The following is a 15,706-nucleotide window of genomic DNA, read 5'->3' as shown; positions in this document are numbered from 1 at the left end:
TACCATTATAATAGGTAAAATATATTAAAGTTGTTTTAAAACATTATGAGAAATATCCGTAAACTGTCAATTATTTTAGTAATTACAATAAACTTGTGTTGTTGTCTCTATGGATTTGCCAACGGAAAAACTCCTGCACATAACGACTCTTATAAACAAGTTTTTGATTACATACAAACTAGCAATTGGGTAAACGCCGAAAACCTAGCAACTAAGTTGGGCGATAAAGCTTTACTTAAGATAGTTTTATCGCAAGGGTTTTTAGACTCAAGCTATACCAAAACCACTTTTCATGAGATAGTAAAATTTTTAAAAGAAAACCCTAAATGGCCACAAAATAATTTATTGAAAAGTAGAGCCGAGAACCTGCTAAACGAAACGGTAAGTGATACAGAAATATATAATTGGTTTAAAACTCATCGGCCGATTACTGGCTGCGGTTATAAATATTATGCTTTTGCCGCTGCCCAGATTTTAACTGACCCAAATAAACTCGCTCCTGTAATTAAAAAGGGGTGGATATACGGATCTTTTAGCCAAGAGCAACAGATTGATTTTTACAAGAAATTTAAAAAATTTCTTAATAAGAATGATAATATTAAAAGAATAGACAATTTAATCTGGAAAGGATCAACTACATTAGCTAAAAACTCCCTAAATTTAGTAGAAGCAGGGTATAAAAAAGCTTTTGAAGCTCATATGGCTTTTACTGATATGAAGAAAGAAACAAAACAGCTTTTTAGAAATGTTCCAAAAGAATATTACACACCAGGTTTAGTATATCAATACGTCAGTTCTAGAAAAAATGAATTGCCTAAAAGTACCGAAATTGCAAGTTTAATAAATGGCGTAAAACATTATGGGATGCATGGAGATGATTTTTGGAAAATTCAATGCTATCTAGCAAGAGAATATATTGAAAATAAACGTTTCAACGATGCCTATATCGTTGCTAGTGTACATTTTGCCGAAAGCTCAGCAAATATTAGTGATGCAGAATTTTTATCCGGGTGGTTGGCCCTTCGTTTTCTAAATAAACCACAGCTAGCTATCAAACATTTTAAAAAATTCGCTCAGGTAGTAAAAACTCCAATTAGTATATCAAGAGGGATGTATTGGTTAGGCAGAGCTTACGCAAAAAATGGCCAGCAAGAAGAGGCAAGAAAATTATATGAAAGAGCAGCTCACCAATTCGGCTATACATTTTATGGCCAGGTAGCAACTTTAGAAATTGGAGCAAATAAATTAAGATTACCGCCAAAAGTAACTAGTACTCATAAAAAAGATTATAATATAAAAAATAAGGATATATTAAGAGCAGCAAATCTAGTTAGTAAATACGGTAGCAGTAGCCTTGCTAAGGTTTATTTAGACGATTTAGTTAATTCTGCCGAGGAAGAACAAGAAGTATTAGCAATTGCCCTTGCAACTAAAACACCTAATGTCCATCATAAAGTGTGGTTATCACGAACTGCTATGCAGAAGCATGTATTTTTAGATCATTATTCATTTCCTGACCCTTATAAAATTGATCATCTGCCCACAGAAAAAGCTCTTACTTACAGCATCATCAGGCAAGAATCCAGTTTCGAGAAATCTGTTATTGCGCCGGATAAAGGAATGGGTTTAATGCAGCTTATGGAACCAACAGCTTGCGATACTGCTAAGAAACTAGCGATTAAATGTAATTTAAAAAATTTAACAAATGATGCCTACTACAATTTAACTTTAGGGAGTCATTATTTAGCTGATATGTTAAAGGAACATAAAAATTACTATATACTTGCTATTGCCGCTTACAATGCTGGCCCTCACCGAGTAAAAAAATGGCTAGATTTGTATGGTGACCTAAGAGAGTTTAAAGATTATCATCAAGCTATTGACTGGATTGAAAGTATACCTTTTTCTGTAACTAGAAACTACGTTCAAAGGGTTTTAGAAAATCTGCAAATATATAGAGCAATTTTAAACAAGGACGGTAAATTTAAATTAAAGCAAGACTTACTCGGCAATGTATAGAAGCGGAGAAATAATTACTGGAAATATTTAAATTTTAAATATACGCTTGAAATTAAAAACTGAACTAGATAATAGGAGGATTAAAATGAGCAAAATAAGAATAGGCGATAAAGCACCTGAATTTCTAGTGGAAATATCCCAGGATAAAAAAGTCAGTTTAGGAGATCTTAAAGGAAAATATGTTGTTTTATATTTCTATCCTAAAGATGATACACCGGGCTGTACACTTGAAGCAATCGATTTTAACGAATTGTTAAACGAATTTAATTTATTAAATACAGTTGTTTTAGGCATTTCCAGAGATGACTTAAAATCACACGGAAAGTTTAAGGATAAATATAACCTTAAATTCAACCTTGGTTCAGATATAGATGGCCAAACTTGTTCTAAATATTCTGTTTGGGTTGAAAAATCCATGTTTGGCAAAAAATATATGGGTGTCAATAGAGCTACTTTTTTAATTAACCAGGAAGGGGAAATAGCTCATATTTGGCCAAAAGTTTCAGTAGAAGGTCACGCCCGAGAAGTATTAGATAAAATCAGAAAGTTATCGGTTTAACTTTTAACAGGTATTTACTGATTTATTTCTATAGAAATAGGTAATAATCTTGGATTCGTTAAAATTTCCAATTTACCTTATATATAACCTTTTTATTGATTTTAGGAGGAACTTGTGAAATTAACTAAGCAATTTGTAGAGAAATTATTCAGAAACTTGGAAAATGGGCATCAGGATCAATTCTTTTCACAAGTTGCACCAAATGTGTTATGGGAGGTAATGAGTACCCATCCACTAGCTGGAGTTTATCATGGAAAGCAAGAGTTCCTTGATCATACCTTTGTACGCTTAAAAAAACTTTTAAAGGGTGGTCCAGTGTTAAAGGTAAGTAACATTTTGATAGCCGAAGATACGCCAATAGTCATAGTGGAAATGGTTCAGCTATCTTATTCTATTAACGGTAGACCATTTAACAATACGTATTGCTGGCTAGTAAAATTTGAAAATGAGGTTATTGTCCACGTTAGAGCGTATTTAGATTCAGCCCTAGTACAAGCATTAGTGAACGAAAACCCTATCGAAGCTAAATGAGTAATTAGCTGAATGAATGTTTACATAAACAAGTTTTATATACTATTACCTTTTCTACTGGGATTTACCATTTTAAGCTAGAAAGCTACTTAAAGATCTCCAGGTGCCCGTCTTTTTCAGTTAAATGAATAGTATCGCCACTAGAGAATTTTCCAGCCAAAATGAGTTTTGCTAGATTATTTTGAACTTCTCGCTGAATAACTCTTTTTAAGGGTCTAGCGCCAAAGGCCGGATCATATCCTTTATCTGCTAGCCATTTAATAACTAGATCATCATATTTAAGGTCTATATGCTGAGCGGCCAAGACTTTCTTCAATATGCCCAGCTGGATTTTAACAATATCACCCATATGAGTTCTATTTAACCGGTGGAACAGAATAATTTCATCTAATCTATTTAAAAACTCGGGTCTAAATGCGTCATTTACATAATTCATTACTTGCCCGCGTAGGAGTTCCGTATCTTCTCCTTCTTTTTGATTAACTAATACTTCAGCCCCCAAGTTGGAAGTAAGAATAATCAAAGTATTCTTAAAATCTACTAAATTACCTTGACTATCGGTTAACCTTCCCTCATCCAAGATTTGGAGCATTATATTAAATATATCAGGGTGCGCTTTTTCTATCTCATCAAATAGAATTACCTGATATGGTCTTCTTCTAACACTTTCGGTCAGAGCACCGCCTTGCTCATAACCTACATATCCTGGAGGTGCACCAATTAATCTGGCAACAGCGTGTTTTTCCATATATTCCGACATATCGATTCGCAATATTGCTGATCTGTCATCAAATAAGAATTCTGCTAATGCTTTGGTAAGTTCTGTTTTTCCAACCCCAGTAGGCCCTAAAAAAAGAAATGATCCTAAAGGTTTTTCATGGTCACTAATCCCAGCTCTTGACCTACGTACAGCATCACTAACGGCAGCAATAGCTGCTTCCTGACCAATTACTGATTTCATTAAATGCGCCTCCATGGCAAGCAATTTATCTTTTTCGCTTGTAAGCATTGTATCAACAGGAATACCAGTGATTTTAGAAACAATAATGGCGATATCACTATCAGTAACTCTTTCTTTGAATAACTTGTTACTGCTAGCTGCCTCGGCGGTTTTAAGCTTATTAGATAGCTCTGGAATAATACCGTATTTTAGCTCACTAGCTTTGGCAAGATCACCGCTTCTTTCCGAACGTTCTAAATCAATTTTAGCATTTTCAAGTTCTTCCTTAATTTTTCGTGATACCTGTATTTGTGATTTTGCTGCTTGCCATTTGGAATTCATATCCAGAGATTTAGATTCCAGTTCTGCAAGTTCCCGCGATAAAGTAACGATCTTTTTTTGAGAATTTTCATCTTTTTCTTTTTTAAGAGCCGATAATTCTATCTTGATCTGGATTATCCGCCGATCAAGTTCATCCAATTCTTCAGGTTTACTGGATACTTCAATTTTTAGCCTGCTTGCTGCTTCATCAAGCAAATCTATCGCTTTATCCGGCAGGAATCGATCAGTAATATAGCGATTTGAAAGTGTTGCTGCTGCTATAATTGCACTATCTGCTATAGTTATTCCATGGTGTAGTTCATAACGGTCTTTAATACCACGAAGGATTGAGATAGTATCTTCAACACTAGGCTCTGAAACATATACCGCTTGAAAACGCCTCGCTAATGCGGCATCTTTTTCAATATATTTACGGTATTCGTCTAGTGTAGTTGCGCCAATACAATGTAACTCTCCTCTTGCTAGCATTGGTTTTAACAAGTTCGAAGCATCCATTGCTCCATCAGTCTTACCAGCCCCAACTAGTAAATGCAGTTCGTCGATAAACAGGATAATTTCGCCGCTTGCTTCCTTGATTTCATTAAGTACTGCTTTAAGGCGCTCTTCAAACTCACCACGATATTTAGCGCCGGCAATTAACGCTCCCATATCAAGCTCAATAATCTTGCAATTTGCTAGCGATTCCGGCACGTCCCGCATGTATATCCTCTGAGCTAATCCTTCAATTATAGCAGTCTTACCAACACCAGGCTCTCCGATTAGTACAGGATTATTTTTTGACCTTCTTGATAAAACTTGGATGGCACGTCTAATTTCTTCATCCCTACCGATAATTGGGTCAATTTTACCTTCAGAAGCAAGTTTAGTTACATCCCTTCCGTATTTAAGCAAGGCATCATAACTATTTTCGGCAGATTCTGAAGTAGCTGTTTTGCCTTTCCGTAAATCCATAATAGCTGCGGTTAATTTTTTTGAATCGATACCGGAGTTAGCTAAAATATTACCGGCTGATCCTTTGTCAAAAGATATTGCTTCAAATATCTTTTCTATAGTGGTAAAGCTATCTTTATTATCTTTTGAAAGGCTAATAGCTTTTTCAAGGACTTTTAATCCTTCCGAAGATAATGTAACCTGCCCACCACTTCCGTGAACCTGGACCTGAGGAATTGATTCTAATTCCTTATCTACTCTCAGCTTGACTAAAGATATATCCACTCCAAGCTTGTTAATTAAATTTACGATAATACCGCTTTCTTCCTGCAGTAAGCAGGATAGTAAATGTAGAGGTAATATTTGCTGATGATTATACTTTGCAGCCAATAACTGGGAGGCAGAAATTATATTTCTTGCTGCTACTGTAAATTTTTCGATATTCATAACATTACCTCTTTATTAACTTCCACAACATCTATATAAGGTTGAAATCTCAAAAATCAATAAGATACTAGCGTGAAACCGCAACCCTACTTGGTAATTATTAGTTCTTAAAATCTCGCACAACTGTGCAATTTTTGGCCTACCCCAATTATGTTCAATATTGTTAAAATATGCAAATATTATACTTTTCTGATTTTTATTTATTGATTAAATAATGAGCACTGTTGACGAATTTCCTTTTTTACTTTTTTGCAGGTATTACAACTTGGGAACTATCCACAGAGAGTGTGGATAACTATGTTAATAATGTGTTATATTAGTGCACAAATTCCAGTAACTACCTAGCAAAGTTATAGGCTGATTAAAAAATGAGCGTTACCTTGAAACAGGCATCACTCCAATAAAATAAAAAAATATTACGCAATTAATATATAAATATTCAATAATGAACTTGAATTTGTGTATAACTTTAGCTGTCTGCTGCTCTATAAGTAATATACCTACAGAAATTGGAAGGGTCGGAAGACACTTAAGTATGTACTAAAAAGAGAGGAATGAATTTTAATAAAATTAATTATTATAAGATTTTTCAGTAGCTTTAAAAATTTGAAAATAAGAATTATTACAAATATAGCTTACAAAACAATTGGTACCTCTGGCCGGATTTGAACCGGCACACTCCAGGAGCAACAGATTTTGAGTCTGTCGTGTCTACCAATTCCACCACAGAGGCACAAGGATTTTAGATATATGAGTATTTAAGGTAAGTAGACTATAGATCTAACTAGGTGTTGTCAATTTAAAAGCTGTTTCTCCTAAAACTGTTATTTATTAGCAAATCTGTTTGCACCACGAAGCCTAGGAGATTGAACTTCTTAAAAGTTATTTTATAAACATTATTTACTGCTAAAAAAGTAAAAAATAATTAAGGCTAAAATTGCTAAAGCTTGAAAAACCACCCTTAGTGTCATTAGCTTAGTGCCAAATTTTTTGCTGATTTTATCTCCTCCCGCCATTGACAATACGCCTAGTAGCAAAATCATCATGGTAATAACGATGAATAAAAAAAGAAGGTAGCTCATAATACTTTGTATAATTAATTTGGTTATTACGTAATACCAAAAGTGGTTTTATCCTAAATTTTCGGAATACTCGACTTTAAAAGGAATATTTAGATGTTTAAGCAAGGCAAAATTTATCTTACTTTTTATAAAATTAGCTTCTTTCATTAATTTTGAGTTACAGGTGAATTTTAAGAAAAACTGATCTTCTAATTCAGAAATTTTGGTTAAATAGATTTCCGGCGCAATTGAAGAAACTGCAAAATCTAGCTCGTTGCTAATGCGACGTAATTGCTCAGTAATCAAATCATAGTCGATCTGCAAGCCATCTTTTTTTATTATATTGATGTATATACAGTAACTAATATTATCACTACCAGACCACTTAGAAAACTTATTCTGCATTAGTATCGTGTTAGGTACTAAAACGTCTCCCCCAGTAAAACTATTAACAGTTATGCACCTAGTCCCTATTGATTTTACTCTGCCGATAGCGCCTTGAATCTCCACAATATCACCAATTTTTATAGGTTTCTCTACTATAATAATCATGGTATTTACCAGATTATTTACAAGCCCTTGAGCACCCAGGCCAATACCAATTGCAAAAGCACCCCCAATGAAGGCAAATATAGCAAGCGGAATATTTGCAACCTGTAAGGCAAGAAGAATCGTAATGCCCAAAAATACAAGTGATAAAAGCCGTTCTATGGTATAAACTAAGTCTTGGTCATCATCCAATTTCTTTGATATTACCGGTATAATTAGTTTAAGGAGTTTTTTGGAAAGGTTGATACCAATAAGTAATATTAGCAAAGCTACTACTATATTACTAACCTTTATGTCATTTCCGGAAATATTAACCAACCCGTATTGCCACATCTCATGAAAAATTGATGAATCAACTTGGGATGAAGAAAGTAAACTTGTCATAATATTTTATATTTTTAAGAATATTATAATAAGTAGTATAATATTAAGAAATACAACAACACAAACCTTATTATATAAATAAAATATAGCAAAAAAATTTATCTCCAACTACTATAAACACTAGTATCAATATTTGGGGTTGACAATTATGGTGTTTTTGATTAGATTTGACCATCAATCATTGCAAAAGCAATCATCTGTTAAATGTTAATTAGTATTATTAATTATTATGAAACGTACATTTCAGCCTAGTAAGCTAGTAAGGAAAAGAAGACATGGTTTTAGGTCAAGAATGGCAACCGTAGGCGGAAGATTAGTTATAAAAAACCGTAGAGCAAAAGGAAGAAAAAAGTTAACCGCCTAATTCAAAAGTTGTGCCTCTTTATTCGTTAAGAAATCAAAAAAAATTTGACCTTGTTAATTTGCATGGTAAAAAAGTATCTAGCCCATATTTTATGGTAGTGATTGCTCAGAATTTTAGCTTGATTCAAACAGATAGCCAGAATCCTACCTTTTTAGGAATGAAAGTTAGTAAAAAAATTTCTAAAAAAGCATATATTAGAAACAAAATCAAGCGGCGAATAAGACATTTAACGAGATTAATGCTGAAAGAGTGTGACCTGAACCTCTCGAAAGTAGCTATAATTTTTATACCATACAAAAATTTTGATTTGGTAGAGTTTGCCAAATTATCACTTGAATTTAAGAGCGTCTTACAAAAAACTATAAAGAAAAAAATAACCCCTATATAGCCAATTAATTAGCATTTGGCGAAGGTGTGATTTATAAACTTTTGCTCAATCATTCCTAGTACCACATACCGCTGAATTGGCTATAACTTTCCTCATATATCAAGATTTACTACATTCAAAGCGTTTGCATTAATAAAATCCTTTCTTGGTTCAACAACACTGCCCATTAAAGTAGAAATTATCTCTTCTGCTCCGTCAATATCACTAACTTTTACTTGGAGCAAAGTCCTTTTCGAATGGTCAAGAGTAGTTTCCCATAACTGCTCTGCATTCATTTCACCAAGCCCCTTAAACCTCTGAATCCCTAGGCCCTTCTTACCGTTTTCTGTTATAATTTCAAGCATTTTACTTGGTAAGAAAAGTTTATATTCAATTGATTTAACGATTAGAAGACAATGTCCATTAAAATAATTAGATATCGATTCCCCAATTCTAGCAAGACTTATAAATTCCGGAGCTTCGAGCTGTTGTTTATAAAGTATTTTAGCATTTTTAACCCCCCGCACAAACCTAAAAAACTCTATTGATTCGCTAAAAATATTTACTTGCCAATCTGTTTTATCAGGTTCAGAGACACCAGGATTTAATATAGAAATCGCTTTCATAATTTCATTTTCCTTAAGGCTATTGAAAGACTCCACTTTGAGTAAATTATTGACAGCTAGACATTCAGCAATAGCAGGATCAAATTTTTTCGAAACATGATTTAGAGTGGCTGTAAACAAAGCTGCTTGATTTATGATATTAATTAAACTTTCACCGGTTATTTCCTTGCCGTTTTCAATTTTTAAATGGGTATCATTAACAGTACAATTGATCAAATATTCCTGAAGCGCCTGTTCATTTTTTAAATATGTCTCGCTTGCTCCTTTCTTTACCTTATAAAGTGGCGGTTGGGCAATATATAAATAACCTTTTTCTATTATCAAGCGCATATGCCTATAGAAAAAAGTAAGTAATAAAGTTCTGATATGCGAGCCATCAACATCAGCATCTGTCATGATAACAATTTTATGATAACGCAGTTTTTCTATATTAAAATCCTGAATCCCAATACCAGCTCCAAGTGCAGTAATTAAAGTTCCGACTTGTTCGGAGGCCAGCATTTTGTCAAATCTAGCTCTTTCAACATTTAGTATTTTACCACGCAGAGGTAGAATAGCTTGTGTTTTTCGATCCCTTCCTTGTTTTGCAGTACCCCCAGCAGAATCTCCCTCAACTATAAAGATCTCAGACTTAGCTGGGTCTTTTTCTTGGCAATCAGCTAATTTCCCAGGTAGATTAGAGACTTCAAGAGCTGATTTTCTTCTAGTTAATTCCCTTGCCTTCTTTGCTGCTTCTCTTGCAGTTGCTGCTTCCACTATCTTGTTAATGATCAGTTTTGCCTCAACTGGATGTTCCTCAAACCACTCTAATAATTTACTATATATAGCATTTTCGACTACTGGTCTAACTTCTGAAGAAACTAATTTATCTTTTGTTTGTGAAGAAAATTTAGGATCAGGTATTTTAACAGATAGTATACAAGAAAGACCTTCCCTTGCATCATCCCCGGTGAAATTTACTTTAGTTTTCTTAGCAATCCCACTTTGCTCAAGATAACTATTTACCATTCTAGTTAAAGCTGCTTTAAAGGCAATTAAATGTGTACCCCCATCACGCTGGCGTATATTATTGGTAAAACACAAGATATTCTCATGGTAGGAATCGTTCCACTGCATTGCGCATTCAAAGCTTATACCTTTTTCATCGTTATGTGCAACAAGAGAAATAGCAGGATGGAGAGCTATCTTGCTTCTATCAACATATTTGACGTATGCTTCTATCCCGCCAGTAAAATAGAATTCCAGCTCTTTCTTTTCGTCATACCTATTGTCGATTAGAATTATTCTGACGCTTGAATTCAAGAAAGCAAGCTCCTTAATCCTATGTTCAAGGGTAGCAAAATTAAATTCAATATTAGTAAAAATGCTAATGGAAGGCATAAAGGTAACTTCTGTACCCTTTTTTCCAATTGCATCTCCTACTACTGCTAGCGGGCTTTCAGAGTCTCCGTTTGCAAATCTAATAAAATGCTCTTTCTGGTTACGCCAAATACGAAGCTCTAGCCAATCGGATAAGGCATTGACTACAGAAATGCCCACTCCGTGTAATCCACCTGAAACCTTATATGAATTCTGATCAAATTTTCCCCCAGCATGAAGTTGGGTCATTATAACTTCTGCAGCAGAAATTCCTTCCCCTTCATGAATGTCAACAGGTATACCACGGCCATTATCCCTCACAGTTACCGAACCGTTCTTATTAAGCATTACTTCCACCCGATCGCAATACCCGGCTAAAGCTTCATCGATAGCATTATCAACTGCTTCATATACCATATGGTGCAATCCTGATCCATCATCAGTATCGCCTATATACATTCCTGGTCTTTTTCTTACTGCTTCTAACCCCTTTAGTACTTTAATTGAATCAGCTGCATATTCTTGGTAAAGGTGTGTTCCAATTTCTTCGATATTGACTTTTTGTTCCGAGTTTGACATAACTATCTTTAAAATGATGAAAAATAAACACTTAAAGCGCAAAAGTTTCTTACTAAAACCGTGCCTACGGATAATATAACATTGTGTTCTATTTTAAAAGTAAAACTTAAAGCAATAATTATCATATAAGGTATAAAAGCCATGGAGTCACCAGTTTTCAAGCATATTTCTAAGGTGTTAAACGATTACGATTTATTTTTATTTGATTTATGGGGAGTAGTTGTTGAAAATGATAAATTATACCCTGGTGTGGTAGAATCTATAAATAGCATTTTAGCGCAAAAGCAAGGATTTTTTGTATCAAACGTACCAAGGCCAGCCTTTATTATGAAAGATAGGTTAGCAAAATGGGGTTTAAAGGCGACGGAAGAAATGATCATCACTTCCGGAGATATTGCTAGAAAATTGATCACAGAAGAAGCAATTAAACTAGAAAAAGATAAGCTAACAATATATCACCTCGGGAGTGATCAGAACGATGATATATTGCGTAAACTTAACCATAGTATTACTGATGATTACACAAAAGCTGATGTTTTCCTTTTAACTTTGTATCGAGATGAAAATCAAAACATTAAAGAATTTGACAATGTATTAAAAGACGTTGCTAAACTGCCAAACCTGCTTAAGATATGTGCCAATCCAGATATATCAATTCCGAAAGGAGGTATAACCAGATACTGCGCTGGATATTTCGCACGCATTATAGAAGAAAATGGGGGACAAGTTGTATATACCGGTAAACCTAAAGACGTTATGTACCAGCATATTTTTAAGGTATCAGTTGCAATTCCAAAAAACCGAATTTTAATGGTAGGGGACACTTTTGAAACTGATATTCTCGGAGCCCAGAACTCAGGAATAGATTCTGCTTTAGTGCTAACCGGCAATACGCACCAATACCACTCCATCTACGAATCTCTGGATGATAAAGTTTCTGTCCTTGGGAAAAAAGCTAAAGAATTTAAAATATTTCCTACATTTATTACTGAATTAACTTAAATTACAAGCTATGCTAGGAAAAGAGCTTACCTTAAAATCAGAAAAGGAGTCCGAGAACCTTGCAATAAAAATAGCTGCACAAATAAAGAAAGGTTCTATTATCACTTTTAGTGGTGGACTTGGCGTCGGAAAAACTTTTCTATGCCGCCATATAATTAAATATTTATGTGGGGAAGATGTTAAAGTTGTTAGCCCAACTTTTAATCTATTACAAATTTATCCAACTAAAAATTTTGAAATTTACCATTTCGACTTGTATAGACTAGAACATTTGGAAGAAATATACGAACTGGGTATAGAAGAAGCATTTTCTGGTAATCATGTATGCTTAATTGAATGGCCAGAAATTATTAGCAGTATTTTGCCTCCAAATACGATTTCAATAAAAATATCTATAAATAGTAACAATAACCGTTTGGTTTCTATCTATAAGATTTAAATAAAAAACCATTTTTAAAGCAGTAGTTTATATTTTTATTTTTTCCCATCTATTATGAAACCAGAACCACTGGGAAGGGTTTTCTTTAATCCATTTCTCCAGTGTTTGATTAATAAGCAGCATTATATTGTACACATCATTTTCTTTACTGCCAGTAGGCTGATATTTTATCTCCGGATGGAGAATAGCTTTAAAATTGCTTTCCTTAATGCGGATTAATTGACAGGGTATAATCGGATAATTATATTGTAAACTCAGCTTGGCAATAGCATTTGCCGTCATCGCTGGCCTGCCAAAAAAGGGTACTTCAATACCATCATTCATTTTCTGATCAACAAGCATAGCAATCGAGTAGCCGTTTTTTATGGCCCGCACCAAACCTTTAGCCCCAGTTGGTCCTTTAGCTATCATAAGTACATTTGGATTTTTGCTACGGGTTCGAAGAATTTCCCTGTCGACATAAGAGTTATTTGCTTTTCGGTAAATAATGGCAAATTTGGGGTAAATATCGGTTATATGTCTTATAACAAAATCCCAATTAGCCTGATGAGCTAAAAAAAGTAAAAATGGTTTTTTAGCCTGCTGATAACTTTTTACATTTTCTATGCCCTCCATAGTAAACATGGACTTCATTTCCTGATCAGACAATTCGTTAATAAAAGGAAATTCACCGATATATTTACCAAAATTATCCCATATTTGAGGAATAATTTTTTTGATGTCAAATTCCTCTCCAAATACCTTATCTAAATTTCGTTCTGCTATTTTAGTAACTCTCATATATGGACCTAAGAATCTGGCTGTCCAACTGCAAAAAGCTACTGAATTCTTAAAACCTATTATTTTCATGGTTTTTATAAACATTTTTAAAAAAACATATTCAATAAAATGTTTAATTTTTTTGGAATAATTTTTCATATACTAAATCTATACATTTCTGCTCATTTTCAAACTCAAGGCCGACTCTAGCACATATTACCAGCTCTTTGTATTTATTAGCTAATTTAACGTAATCTTTTTCTGTGGTAATTAAAGACGCATTATTTAACTTTGCTAAATCTATTAACTTTTTTACCTCCTCATCAGAATAATTATGATGATCTCCAAATGACATGTATTGTTTAATTTTTAAGTTATTCTCTAATAATAACGAATAAAATTTTTCTGGATTACCAATGCCGGCAAAAGCAATATATTCAATATCTTTATCTAGATTTTCTTTTAATTTAATAGCAGCTGCAAAATACGGTTTTTGACTTAAAGAAATATTACCAATTAGGCTAGAATCTTTACATTTATTATTACCGATCATAAAAATTAAATCAGATTTTGCTAAACCAGATTTTAAGCTTTCTCTTAACGGCCCCGCAGGAAAAATTCTGTTGTTTCCTATCCCATTTAGCGAGTCAATAGTTAGTATTTGTAAATTTTTTTGTAAAACTGGATTTTGCATACCATCATCTAAAATCACTATTTCCGGATTCATCTGCTGAATCAATGGAAGAGCATAGTTAATTTTTTTTGCAGCTATTACAGAACCGTATTTCCGCAGCATTACTGATTCATCTCCTACTTCTTTTGCAGTATCGGTTTTTTCAACTAATTTTACTTTCGCAAGGCGCGATTTATAAGCTTTAGTAACAATTACAAATGAAATGTTTTTTTGAATAAGCTTTTGCGCTAACCATGCTACAATTTGAGTTTTACCACTTCCTCCTAATGTTATATTACCCACACAAATTATTTTTTGAGGCAATACTATCTTTTTGGTAGTCTGAGTTCTTACAAAACCAAGGAATATATATATATATGAAAAAAATATCATTATAGAGGAAAGCCAGGTTTTTTTAGACCAAAAATTAGGGTATTTTAAATTAATCATTAAAAAAAATGTCTATCTGTTGAAGGTAATTACCTAAAATTTTTTGTTTAGATTTCACATACTTCTTTGCATTATCGGAATATTCTTGGCAGATTTTCTGGTTTTTATCTTCCATAAAAAATAGAATCTGATTTTTTAATTCCTCGGAAGTATTAATCTGTATACAAGCCTTATTTTCAAGCATTTCGTTAGTTATATTTTGAAAATTACCCATATTCGGACCTACAATAATAACATTCTCAAAATATGCAGGCTCTAGCAAATTATGACCTGCTATCCGACTTTTCATTTTAAAAGAACCCCCAATAAAAGCAATCTCAGCAAGGCTATAAAATAATCCTACCTCACCAAAACTATTCACAATATAAAGGTCATTTTTTAGAATATTATTTTTGGTTTTATGTGATCGTAGGCTATATTTTAGCCCTAGCTTATTACACATTAAACCGACATAACTCGCCCTTTCCGGATGCCTTAAAATAATAATCGGATAAAACTTATCTATTTTTTCTTCCTTAAACTGGTAAATTATATCTAATAATACTGCCTCATCTTCTTCATGGGTACTAGCTGCAACAAAAATTTTTCTATCCTTAAATAATTCTTGTAGATAAGCTAGTTCTTTTTTATTTACTTCTAATTCCTGATTAGAAAATTTTATGTTACCTAAATTCTCAGCTTTATTACAACCAAGTGATTGGTATTTTTCTAAATCGACCTTGCTTTGAACTCCAATATAAGAAAAGGAGTCAGTTAATAACTTAAATATTTTAGGAAATTTTTGCCAAATCTGAAAAGATTTATCAGATAATCTACCATTTAAAAGTATTAATTTACATTTTTTAGCTCCAAAAGTAACTAATACTGGCCAAATATCAGATTCAACAAATATCCCAACAGTAGGTCTCCAATATTGGTAAAATTTTCTTATGGTAAAAATATTATCAAGTGGAGTAAATTCATGATATACGCCTGGAGGTAGCCATTTATTTATAAGGTTTGCGGACGATAATGTGCCCGTTGTAATTAAAAAATCAGTATTTTGGTACTTTTTTTTTAGCTGATTTACAAGATTAATTGCGATCATGGATTCCCCAACACTGGCAGCATGAATCCAAATTAATTTCTCTCTGTTTCTTTTTGTGCTGTATAAAGTAAATCTACTTCTTAAAGATCTTATATTTTCTTTCCCTTTTATTGCCCTAATCAAAAGTATTATAATATAAAAAGGAAAAAGAATAACAGTCAGCAAATTATATAGCAAAATAATACTCATTTTGTTTTTTAATTAAAATCTTGCGATTGCCCTCCTCATGAGACTTCACA

General features: G+C 33.3%; 14 protein-coding genes and 1 tRNA gene. 7 read left to right on the top strand and 8 right to left on the bottom strand.

The features are described from left to right. The first annotated feature begins 216 nt into the window (after positions 1 to 216). From N3Z16_RS05840 to N3Z16_RS05830, 3 genes are all read left to right on the top strand, one after another. A complete protein-coding gene (locus N3Z16_RS05840; protein ID WP_282485771.1) occupies positions 217 to 2,019 on the top strand; it encodes a lytic transglycosylase domain-containing protein in 1,803 nt (600 codons plus the stop codon). 85 nt (positions 2,020 to 2,104) lie between these two features. Further along, entirely contained in the window at positions 2,105 to 2,578 is a 474-nt protein-coding gene (gene bcp / locus N3Z16_RS05835; protein WP_223939596.1) for a thioredoxin-dependent thiol peroxidase, read from the top strand. Between the two features lie 114 nt (positions 2,579 to 2,692). Further along, positions 2,693 to 3,109 (top strand): nuclear transport factor 2 family protein, encoded by a 417-nt coding sequence (locus N3Z16_RS05830; protein ID WP_282485770.1) that lies wholly within the window; start codon positions 2,693 to 2,695, stop codon positions 3,107 to 3,109. Positions 3,110 to 3,194: 85 nt separating this feature from the next. Here the strand turns inward: N3Z16_RS05830 and clpB are convergent, their stop codons facing one another. From clpB to N3Z16_RS05810, 4 genes are all read right to left on the bottom strand, one after another. Further along, complete coding sequence (gene clpB, locus N3Z16_RS05825; RefSeq protein WP_282485769.1) at positions 3,195 to 5,768, bottom strand: ATP-dependent chaperone ClpB; 2,574 nt, start codon at positions 5,766 to 5,768, stop codon at positions 3,195 to 3,197. Between the two features lie 647 nt (positions 5,769 to 6,415). Next, positions 6,416 to 6,501: transfer RNA gene (locus N3Z16_RS05820), tRNA-Leu, on the bottom strand. Between the two features lie 163 nt (positions 6,502 to 6,664). Then, positions 6,665 to 6,850, bottom strand: a complete 186-nt coding sequence (locus N3Z16_RS05815; RefSeq protein WP_223938466.1) for an HIG1 domain-containing protein — start codon at positions 6,848 to 6,850, stop codon at positions 6,665 to 6,667. A gap of 48 nt (positions 6,851 to 6,898) precedes the next feature. After that, positions 6,899 to 7,762, bottom strand: coding sequence for a mechanosensitive ion channel family protein (locus N3Z16_RS05810; protein WP_223938465.1), 864 nt, complete (start codon positions 7,760 to 7,762; stop codon positions 6,899 to 6,901). Positions 7,763 to 7,991: 229 nt separating this feature from the next. Here N3Z16_RS05810 and rpmH point away from each other — a divergent pair, with 229 nt between their 5' ends. Both rpmH and rnpA read left to right on the top strand, forming a co-directional pair. Further along, positions 7,992 to 8,126 (top strand): 50S ribosomal protein L34, encoded by a 135-nt coding sequence (gene rpmH / locus N3Z16_RS05805; RefSeq protein WP_223938464.1) that lies wholly within the window; start codon positions 7,992 to 7,994, stop codon positions 8,124 to 8,126. Positions 8,127 to 8,136: 10 nt separating this feature from the next. Next, positions 8,137 to 8,514, top strand: a complete 378-nt coding sequence (rnpA, locus tag N3Z16_RS05800) for a ribonuclease P protein component (RefSeq protein ID WP_282485767.1) — start codon at positions 8,137 to 8,139, stop codon at positions 8,512 to 8,514. Positions 8,515 to 8,606: 92 nt separating this feature from the next. Here the strand turns inward: rnpA and gyrB are convergent, their stop codons facing one another. Then, a complete protein-coding gene (gene gyrB / locus N3Z16_RS05795; RefSeq protein WP_282485766.1) occupies positions 8,607 to 11,057 on the bottom strand; it encodes a DNA topoisomerase (ATP-hydrolyzing) subunit B in 2,451 nt (816 codons plus the stop codon). Positions 11,058 to 11,198: 141 nt separating this feature from the next. On the opposite strand from gyrB, the gene N3Z16_RS05790 reads away from it, so the two are divergent. Beyond that, positions 11,199 to 12,059: a TIGR01459 family HAD-type hydrolase gene (locus N3Z16_RS05790; protein ID WP_282485764.1), complete on the top strand. Its 861-nt coding sequence runs from the start codon at positions 11,199 to 11,201 to the stop codon at positions 12,057 to 12,059. A 10-nt stretch (positions 12,060 to 12,069) separates the two neighbouring features. After that, positions 12,070 to 12,498 (top strand): tRNA (adenosine(37)-N6)-threonylcarbamoyltransferase complex ATPase subunit type 1 TsaE, encoded by a 429-nt coding sequence (gene tsaE / locus N3Z16_RS05785; RefSeq protein ID WP_282485763.1) that lies wholly within the window; start codon positions 12,070 to 12,072, stop codon positions 12,496 to 12,498. 27 nt (positions 12,499 to 12,525) lie between these two features. Here tsaE and N3Z16_RS05780 read toward each other — a convergent pair whose 3' ends face one another. The 3 genes from N3Z16_RS05780 to N3Z16_RS05770 are packed head-to-tail and all read right to left on the bottom strand — an operon-like array spanning position 12,526 to position 15,656. Continuing rightward, positions 12,526 to 13,416: an LpxL/LpxP family acyltransferase gene (locus N3Z16_RS05780; protein WP_223938459.1), complete on the bottom strand. Its 891-nt coding sequence runs from the start codon at positions 13,414 to 13,416 to the stop codon at positions 12,526 to 12,528. Beyond that, the gene (lpxK, locus tag N3Z16_RS05775; RefSeq protein ID WP_282485762.1) at positions 13,391 to 14,380 is read right to left on the bottom strand and encodes a tetraacyldisaccharide 4'-kinase; all 990 of its coding nucleotides are present in this window, start codon (positions 14,378 to 14,380) and stop codon (positions 13,391 to 13,393) included. Before lpxK ends, N3Z16_RS05780 begins: the two co-directional genes overlap by 26 nt. After that, positions 14,373 to 15,656 carry a 3-deoxy-D-manno-octulosonic acid transferase gene (locus N3Z16_RS05770; RefSeq protein WP_282485761.1) on the bottom strand — a complete coding sequence of 428 codons (1,284 nt, stop codon included), beginning with the start codon at positions 15,654 to 15,656 and terminating at the stop codon, positions 14,373 to 14,375. The genes lpxK and N3Z16_RS05770 overlap by 8 nt, the downstream gene beginning before the upstream one ends. Positions 15,657 to 15,706: the final 50 nt, after the last annotated feature.

The organism is Candidatus Megaera polyxenophila (assembly GCF_029982035.1).
In the GTDB taxonomy this organism is placed as follows: domain Bacteria; phylum Pseudomonadota; class Alphaproteobacteria; order Rickettsiales; family Rickettsiaceae; genus Megaera; species Megaera polyxenophila.
The sequence above is the reverse complement of the archived record's forward strand: the minus strand, read 5'-3'. Positions and strand labels throughout refer to the sequence as shown.